This window comes from Sphingomonas corticis (genome assembly GCF_012035195.1).
In the GTDB taxonomy this organism is placed as follows: Bacteria; Pseudomonadota; Alphaproteobacteria; order Sphingomonadales; family Sphingomonadaceae; genus Sphingomonas; species Sphingomonas corticis.
On sequence record NZ_JAAVJH010000038.1, the window covers coordinates 1 to 7,188 of the forward strand.

Sequence of the window (7,188 nt, forward strand, 5' to 3'; positions counted from 1 at the left end):
CTGCTGCGCGCGCACCGGTGACAATTGCTTCCTGCCGGGTCAGGTCCTGCTCGTCGGTGCTTACGCGCAGGTACACGCGCGCAGCGCGGATCGGGTTCGTCATGCTGGCTCCGTTCGGTACACCCATTGGAGCCTGTCGTGACGCCACCGGCTCACAATAGCAACAGCCGATCCTGTCGAGCCTAGCCAAGCAAGCCGAGTTGAAGGAGCCAAGCTACAGCTTCCTGAATGGAAAGTTGGTCAGCAAGCCGCACATTGGGTCACATTGCCGTACCTGCACCGCCCAGCGCTGGCTATGGTAACGCCGAGATGGTACTAGATCTGCCTGCAGGCCAGATATGAGGAACGGTGCAGATGGAAGCACAGCGAGTGAAGATCGTGGACGGAGGCAAGCTGGTGATCCCTGCATCGATGCGGCGGGAGCTTGGCCTCAGCACCGGCGATACCGTTCTCGTCGATGTCGATGATGGCGAGCTGCGGGTCCGGTCCGTGCCCCGAGCTATCGAGCGGGCGCGAGCGATCCTGCGCAAATATGTACCTGAGGGCGTCGGTTTGGCCGACGAGCTAATCGCCGACCGCCGTCTCGAGGCGGAGCGTGAGTAGCAAGGTCGTACTCGACGCATCCGCCCTGCTCTGTCTGCTCAACGACGAGCCGGGGGCGGATCGGGTGCTGGACGTGCTGACGCGATGCGTAGTGGGCGCGGCGAACCTGGCCGAGGTCGTCTCCAAACTCCGGGAGAAGGGCTTGTCGCTCGACGAGGTGCGTGAGGCGCTTGGCGGGTTACACCTCGACGTGCGGCCCCTGTCACCCGCTCAGGCGCTGACCATTGGCGACCTCCGGCCAGCCACGAAGTCTCTCGGTCTCTCTCTAGGTGATCGGGCCTGCCTTGCTCTTGCAATTGATCTGCAGGCCGAGCTGTTCACCACGGACGGCGCTCTGGCGCGTGCTGACGCAGGAATCAGCATCGTCAACATCCGAACGGCTGCCGCCTAGGTTCGGGTACGTGCTATCAGCGACAATGTTGGCTCCATCTGAAAAGAGGCGAGCAGTGGCGACCCGAGCTGAAACCGGCGATCCCGCTTTCTTGAATAACAGCGCAAAGAGGAGTTGGTGAGCATGACCGCCAAGGCTGGTAAGCAACCGATGGATAGTTCACGGCGACGAACCAACCGGGTCGCGGGAAGAACAGAAAGCCTTGACCCTAGAACCCTCGAAGCTCGCCTCGCCGTAGACCCTGGCCGCGGATCACGGGAAGCAGAGGAACGATTGGCAGAGAGTAGGGAGTGATGCTTGCATTATGCCGGTGGTGCGCCACCTGCTGCAAAGCCTCATGTGCTGTTTAACGCAACTGCTCGTCGCAATGCGCATGAAGGCTACGCCAGCTGGAACATCGAGGCCATTGTCTGCCCGTTTGAGAGGTGATGTCTACCGGTTCAGGACACAATCGCTCTCGTGCGCGATGTCTTCCGGTTCAGGGAAACCGACAGGTGTCGCACGCGCGGCCTCGCTCCGATGCCGGGACATCCGGAACAGATTGCCGCGTTCGTCGCCAACCAGGCCGCGTCGGGTCTTAAGCCAAGCACCATCGAACGACGCGTGGCCGCGATCGGTCACCATCATCGCGCAAACAACTATCCAGCGCCGACCGCGCACCCCGAAGCGGGCGGTCTGCGCGAGGCGCTTGCCGGGATCCGCAACGAAAAGCGGGCCAAGAAAACCCGCAAGGAGCCCGCCGACGCCGCAGCGCTCCGCGACATGCTGGCGCAGATCAAGGGCGATGGTCTGCGCGCCCGTCGCGACCGTGCCGCGCTCGCGATCGGCATGGCCGCCGCGTTGCGCCGTTCCGAGCTGGTGGCACTGACGCTCGAGAGTGTCGGCATCCTCGGACACGGGATCGAACTCTATCTTGGCGCCACCAAAACCGACCAGGCCGGCGAAGGCACGACGATCGCGGTCCCGGAAGGCTCGCGGACCCGCCCGAAAGCCTTGTTGCTCGACTGGATCGCTGCGGTGCGGGCCCTTGAGGTCGACGTCCAGAGGACCCCGACTGAGGAAGCCGCCATACCGCTGTTTCGGCGGCTGACCCGCGGCGACCAGCTCACCACGTTCCCGATGTCTGACAAGGCGGTGGCCCGGCTCGTGAAGCACTGCGCCGGCGCCGCCGGCTATGACGCAAGCAAGTTTTCGGGTCACTCACTGCGCGCGGGGTTCCTGACCGAGGCAGCCAGCCAAGGCGCGACCATCTTCAAGATGCAGGAAGTGAGCCGGCACAAGACGGTCCAGATCCTCTCCGAATATGTCCGCTCGGCCGATCGGTTTCGCGACCACGCTGGCGACCGGTTCCTCTAGGAACGGCTGAGGAAGAAGGAGCTGCTGGGCAGTGCAAGAGCGTATCACGATCGACATCCCGAACTTCGCCGCCATGGATGACGATCAGGTCGCTGGACACATCCTTACGCGTGTGGTGGACGGGCGTTGGAGCCACCTCACGCGGTCTTTGATGCAGAAGCTGCAGGCGTCAAAGCTCGATCTGAACAGCCACTGGGCGTCGACATGGCAGGGGTGGGAATGTCCGTGCTGTCAGCGTGCGAATGCGTCTATCGCGCGGGTGACCGCCGATGGGGTCCTCCTGTGCAAGCTCGTGTGGCATCATGATCACCTCGGAGATTTCGCCAAGACGCTTCTGCGCCCGGTCAAGGAACTCGACGGCAGCGACGACGAGCGGGCTAGGCGACAGGTGGCGCATACCCTCGTCTTTCCGTTGGTCGAGCGGTTTGCGGCCACGCTGGTCTGCGAGGATTGCAACAACGCCGACGCGGATATGAACTCGGCGCTCGCGCCGGATATCGACAGATGGTTCAGCTTCTCGCCCAACGAGATCAGCCGCTTCATCCTAGTGCGCGCCAACGAGCGGCACGAACTCGACGTCATCGCCGCACGCAGTGCCTGGCAAGCAGCCGAACCCGTTTTTCGCGACCGGGCTTCCTTCGCGCGGATGTTCGCCGAGCGCGTGAACGCCGGTCGGCACGATCGTGAGGCCCACGGCACCGGTCAGGTGGATTCCTCTACAAATGCCACCATGCTATATCGCATGGCCTCGGAAAGGAGCGGTCCTCGCTCCGGGCTCTCAGACATGGAGGCAGGGCTTTGGGCACGGTCGCGCGCCACTGAGGCGCATTCCGTCGCCAAGAGAAAGGGGCAGCGGGTGGTGGCGCCGAGTACAGCCGACTTCGCCGCCGTTTGCACCGCCAATGCGGCCTCTCGCCTGTGGCTGCGCGCCGGGGAGGATTGGATCTGCGCCATCTGCGAGCGGAGCAAGTTCGAGGTCACCAGGCGGGGCAACAGCGGCAAGTTCGGTGCCCGGATCCAGCAACTGCGCGACTTCTGCGTCGAGGGTAGCCCCGAGAGCCTGGCATGGCGCCGGCGAGCCCATGACATACCCCTGATCTTCGGCGCACATCAGACCTATGCGGTGTGTCAGGACTGCCGATCGATCGTCGTTGAAGCGGGCAAGGTGGTGCCGGGGATTGGCGAGGATGCCTTGCGCCCCGCCGACTTGCGAGCCCTGATCGGCCAACCGACGCCCCACGCCCGCCACCAGGTCGACCGGGCGGAGCTCACCGAAGCAGTGACGGCTAGCGCTGCATGGCAGAGTGCGGCCAAAGATTATTGGGCGCACTTCAACGAGGCCTCGGACGCGCAGGCTTCGGTGGCGATCTTCGCCCGCCAACTTCCGATGCCAAGGGCCAAAGAGCTCGCTCTCGCCCGGCACGAGGAGCGTTTCGACCTCGCTGCGGGCACTGCGCGCGAGCGGTTCGAGTGGCTCGTCTCGGAAGGGATCCGCTTGATCGCCATCGCCAAACAGGACCGCCAGCAAATGGGTGATGAGTAGCGCCGTCCCGACGCAAGAGCTTAGAAGCTTGGACGTGCGCAGGCCGGCCCGCTATCCATTTGCCATGGCTCGCGAGTGGACAGACGAGGAGCGGCGACGCGCTGACGAGGAGGAGGAAGCTCATTATTGGGCCACCGTCGAGGAGCAACGCCGCGAGGAAGAGGAGCGGAAGGCGGCCCGGGAGGCAGCCGTCGAAACGATGGTCGCCTGGTTCCACGAACACTTCGAAGACCCGCAGGTGCAAACCCCGCGCGACAACGAGACCGACAGCTACATCTATCCGTGAGGCGGACCGTTCGAGGCAAGTGACGTGCTCTACGGCCACTTCCAAGAGGAGCACGATGAGGAGTTGATCCTGACCGCCGTCAAGGCGATCGAAAGCGATGGCACCACGGAGTGGGCCCCCTCCTCCTCGGGCGACTATTACGAGCATCCCGAGGATGAGGTCGGCGGGCTTGGCGACGCCAAGGCGGCGCAGCTCACGGCGTCCGCGCTTGAACGGCTGGACGCACTGGAAGCCATCATCGCCGAACTTCCCAGGGTTCCGGCACAGCTCGGGCACAATGCTCCCCCCGACGAGGTCGGCATTCCACCCTACTTCGATGAGGATCGGGAGACCGTCAGGGCGACGATCGTCGAGGCACGGGCGGCGCTTGCTGATCCTGCGCCCGATGCACTCGAGCTTGCGACGCTCGGTCGCCGCTTCGAGCGATGGGGAGCCAGGATCATGGTGTGGCTCGGCAACAAGGCGGACCTCGCCGTCGACGAGGTCATCAAGAACTCCATCCGGGCCGTGACCTGGACCCAGGCGGCAGGAGCCGCCGCGGCCACCGCCGACATCTTGCTGCACCTGGCGAAGCATCTACTTGCCGGCGGTCGACCATGAGCGAGCGCTTCGAACAGGTTGAACTGCAACCATTCCGCGTGCTCGGCGAGCGCCGCACACCGAAGCGCTGCTACGTCTATGCGCATCTCGGGCCCGACCGGATCCCCTTCTATATCGGCAAGGGATCAGGCTCTCGGGCCTGGTCGACGGACCGCGATGCGCAATGGCACCACTTCGTCCGGAGCCGGTGTGGCTGTGCATACGAAGTAGTGATCGTCGCCGAGGATCTGGACGAGGGGGACGCCCTCGAACTCGAGGGCGAACTGATCGCACGCCACGGCAACACCCTTACCAATTGGGTCAACCCAGGGCGTCAATTCGACTATGCGGCGCTCGACCGCTTTCACAAGCTGCGAGATGCGACAACCAGCTTCATCTCGGAAACGCGGCCGCTGGAGATCAGCGATCCGGAACGGGCGGTCGCACGGTATCGCGAGGCAATCGCGCAGATGCACGAATACAGCGCGATCACCTACGAGACGGGCCTTGTCGCTGACTTGAGACGTGAGATCGGTGTCTCTGCTCAGGGTGACATCGCAGCTCTGGATCGTTTGACGCTGGTCCTGCGCAAGCATGGCCGCTTCGGAGAGATCGTAGAAAGTGTCGACGAGTATTTCGGCCGCTACCTCGATAGCGTAACGCCGAACCATCCCGTGCTCAGGCGGCGCGCGGAGGCTGGCGCTATCCTGGCAGGCGAACGGAAGGCGCCGAAGATCCCGGTCGGCAAACCTCGTGCCCGAAAGACCGGCACCGTTCCGGAGGGCGAACTGGCGCCGCTACTGGCGAAAGCGCGGCGCGACCGCGCGCCCTGGGACTGGCTGGTGGCCGCACGGCTTTGTCGCACGCATCATGATCATGACCGCGAGATCGCGCTGCTGGAGGAGTTCCTGAGCGGAGCGCGTGTCCCGGGGCGATCGTGGCTCGAGCTGGAGGAGCGCCTGTTCAAACTGCGGGCGATGCTCGCCTCGGGGTAACTCAGCCGAAGCCTGCGGCCCCGCAAGCACCGCTTCGCTGCCGATCTAAGCGTGTCCAGCAGCGTAAGGTTGGGTGCGATCGATCAACCCACCTTGCAAGCTCTGCTCAGATGAGCCATATAACTGCTCAAAGGAGCATTTACGTGGCCCACGCATCCGCCGCTCAGAGGAAAGCCGACCCGGCGTTCCCGCCCTCATTTCCCTATGTCGACCTGTTTCGGGCCGCACCCGTGGAGCGCATCGAATTCATCAAGGCCGGCGTTTCTGCCCGCAAGGTCAAGATCCTCATCACCGAGCTCCACCTGGACCAGAACGTCATGTTCGATGCGCTCAGCCTCAAGACCGCGACCGTCAACCGAAAGGCCGCTCGAGACGAGGTTCTGTCCGTCGAGGAGAGTGAGCGCGTCGTGGGTCTCGCGAAGCTCGTCGGCCAGCTGGAAGCAATGGTCGAAGAGTCCGGAGCGGGTGAGGATTTCGATGCGCCCACCTGGCTATCCCGCTGGCTGCGCGAGCCGCTGCCTGCGCTCAAAGGCGCCAAGCCGATCGATTTTCTGGATACGATGGAGGGCCAAGCTCTCGTGTCGCGTGCGCTCGCTCAGATCCAGAGCGGAGCCTATGCGTGAGCCAGCGGCTGTTTCGGATTGCCGCGGATACCAAGACCTACACGGCCGACGACATGACGGGCACGGGCGCCAAGCTTACCGGCGGCCGCTGGAATGATGTGGGGGTCGCTGTCGTCTATTCCTCCCCCACCCGTGCCCTCGCCTGCCTCGAAACTCTCGTCCATCTGAATGCTGGCGGTTTGCCGCTCAATCGGTATCTTGTCGAAATTGAGGTTCCGGACGATCTATGGGCGGCCGCAGAGAGCACGGCGGCTTCGTCGCTGCCCGTAGGCTGGGATGCGGAGCCGGCGGGCCTGGTGAGCACGACCTTCGGGACCGACTGGGCCAATAGTGGCCGATCTGCGCTTCTGATGGTCCCTTCGGTGGTCATCCCGGAAGAGCTGAACGTCCTGATCAATCCGGGGCATCGCGATGCCGGAAGGATTGCGGCCCGAAAGGTGCGCAAATGGATCTACGATCCGAGGATGGACAGAAGAGCTTGAGTTCGAGGGCCCCAAACGTCCCCGCGAATGACGCTCGCGTTTCCGCGAACACTCCAGCTTGAGATGATCAAGCAACGCTTCATAGAATTGCAGGTCGCCAAGTCCCGCGCGGGAAAACGCACGACGCCCTTCCTGCGCCGGCTCGTTGCCGGGACCGTCGACGAAGTTGCGCGAATCCACTACGCCGACGCCTACCCCACCAAGGTAAGCGTGGCCTGAGGGCCGCCTTGCCCGTTTGGCCGTAGCCGGGATGCTTATCGTCTTTGACGAGGGCGCGGGCGGTGCGGGAAGTTTTCGGTTCTGAGACTGGTCGTACGAGCGCTCGTACGA

General features: G+C 63.9%; 10 protein-coding genes. All 10 read left to right on the plus strand.

From position 1 onward, the window contains the following. Positions 1-369 precede the first annotated feature (369 nt). Positions 370-603, plus strand: a complete 234-nt coding sequence (locus HBH26_RS19965; protein WP_338057463.1) for an AbrB/MazE/SpoVT family DNA-binding domain-containing protein — start codon at positions 370-372, stop codon at positions 601-603. Further along, entirely contained in the window at positions 596-994 is a 399-nt protein-coding gene (locus tag HBH26_RS19970; protein WP_168136331.1) for a PIN domain-containing protein, read from the plus strand. Before HBH26_RS19965 ends, HBH26_RS19970 begins: the two co-directional genes overlap by 8 nt. A gap of 459 nt (positions 995-1,453) precedes the next feature. Next, entirely contained in the window at positions 1,454-2,350 is an 897-nt protein-coding gene (locus HBH26_RS19975) for a tyrosine-type recombinase/integrase (RefSeq protein WP_338057464.1), read from the plus strand. A gap of 31 nt (positions 2,351-2,381) precedes the next feature. Further along, entirely contained in the window at positions 2,382-3,893 is a 1,512-nt protein-coding gene (locus HBH26_RS19980; RefSeq protein WP_168136332.1) for a hypothetical protein, read from the plus strand. A gap of 64 nt (positions 3,894-3,957) precedes the next feature. Next, complete coding sequence (locus HBH26_RS19985) at positions 3,958-4,179, plus strand: hypothetical protein (RefSeq protein WP_168136333.1); 222 nt, start codon at positions 3,958-3,960, stop codon at positions 4,177-4,179. A 24-nt stretch (positions 4,180-4,203) separates the two neighbouring features. Further along, positions 4,204-4,779 (plus strand): hypothetical protein, encoded by a 576-nt coding sequence (locus tag HBH26_RS19990; protein WP_168136334.1) that lies wholly within the window; start codon positions 4,204-4,206, stop codon positions 4,777-4,779. Beyond that, positions 4,776-5,753, plus strand: a complete 978-nt coding sequence (locus tag HBH26_RS19995) for a GIY-YIG nuclease family protein (RefSeq protein WP_168136335.1) — start codon at positions 4,776-4,778, stop codon at positions 5,751-5,753. The genes HBH26_RS19990 and HBH26_RS19995 overlap by 4 nt, the downstream gene beginning before the upstream one ends. 143 nt (positions 5,754-5,896) lie before the next feature. Then, positions 5,897-6,376, plus strand: coding sequence for a type II RES/Xre toxin-antitoxin system antitoxin (gene parS / locus HBH26_RS21270; RefSeq protein WP_232093348.1), 480 nt, complete (start codon positions 5,897-5,899; stop codon positions 6,374-6,376). Beyond that, the gene (locus HBH26_RS20005; RefSeq protein WP_168136337.1) at positions 6,373-6,858 is read left to right on the plus strand and encodes a type II RES/Xre toxin-antitoxin system toxin; all 486 of its coding nucleotides are present in this window, start codon (positions 6,373-6,375) and stop codon (positions 6,856-6,858) included. Before parS ends, HBH26_RS20005 begins: the two co-directional genes overlap by 4 nt. Before the next feature lie 27 nt (positions 6,859-6,885). Then, complete coding sequence (locus tag HBH26_RS20010) at positions 6,886-7,077, plus strand: hypothetical protein (RefSeq protein ID WP_168136338.1); 192 nt, start codon at positions 6,886-6,888, stop codon at positions 7,075-7,077. The last annotated feature ends 111 nt before the right edge of the window (positions 7,078-7,188 follow it).

What these genes read in the sequence shown, in the direction of transcription:
- HBH26_RS19995 (WP_168136335.1), top strand. Translation starts at nt 4,776, where the DNA reads ATGAGCGAGCGCTTCGAACAGGTTGAACTGCAACCATTCCGCGTGCTC.
- HBH26_RS19985 (WP_168136333.1), top strand. Translation starts at nt 3,958, where the DNA reads ATGGCTCGCGAGTGGACAGACGAGGAGCGGCGACGCGCTGACGAGGAG.
- HBH26_RS20010 (WP_168136338.1), top strand. Translation starts at nt 6,886, where the DNA reads ATGACGCTCGCGTTTCCGCGAACACTCCAGCTTGAGATGATCAAGCAA.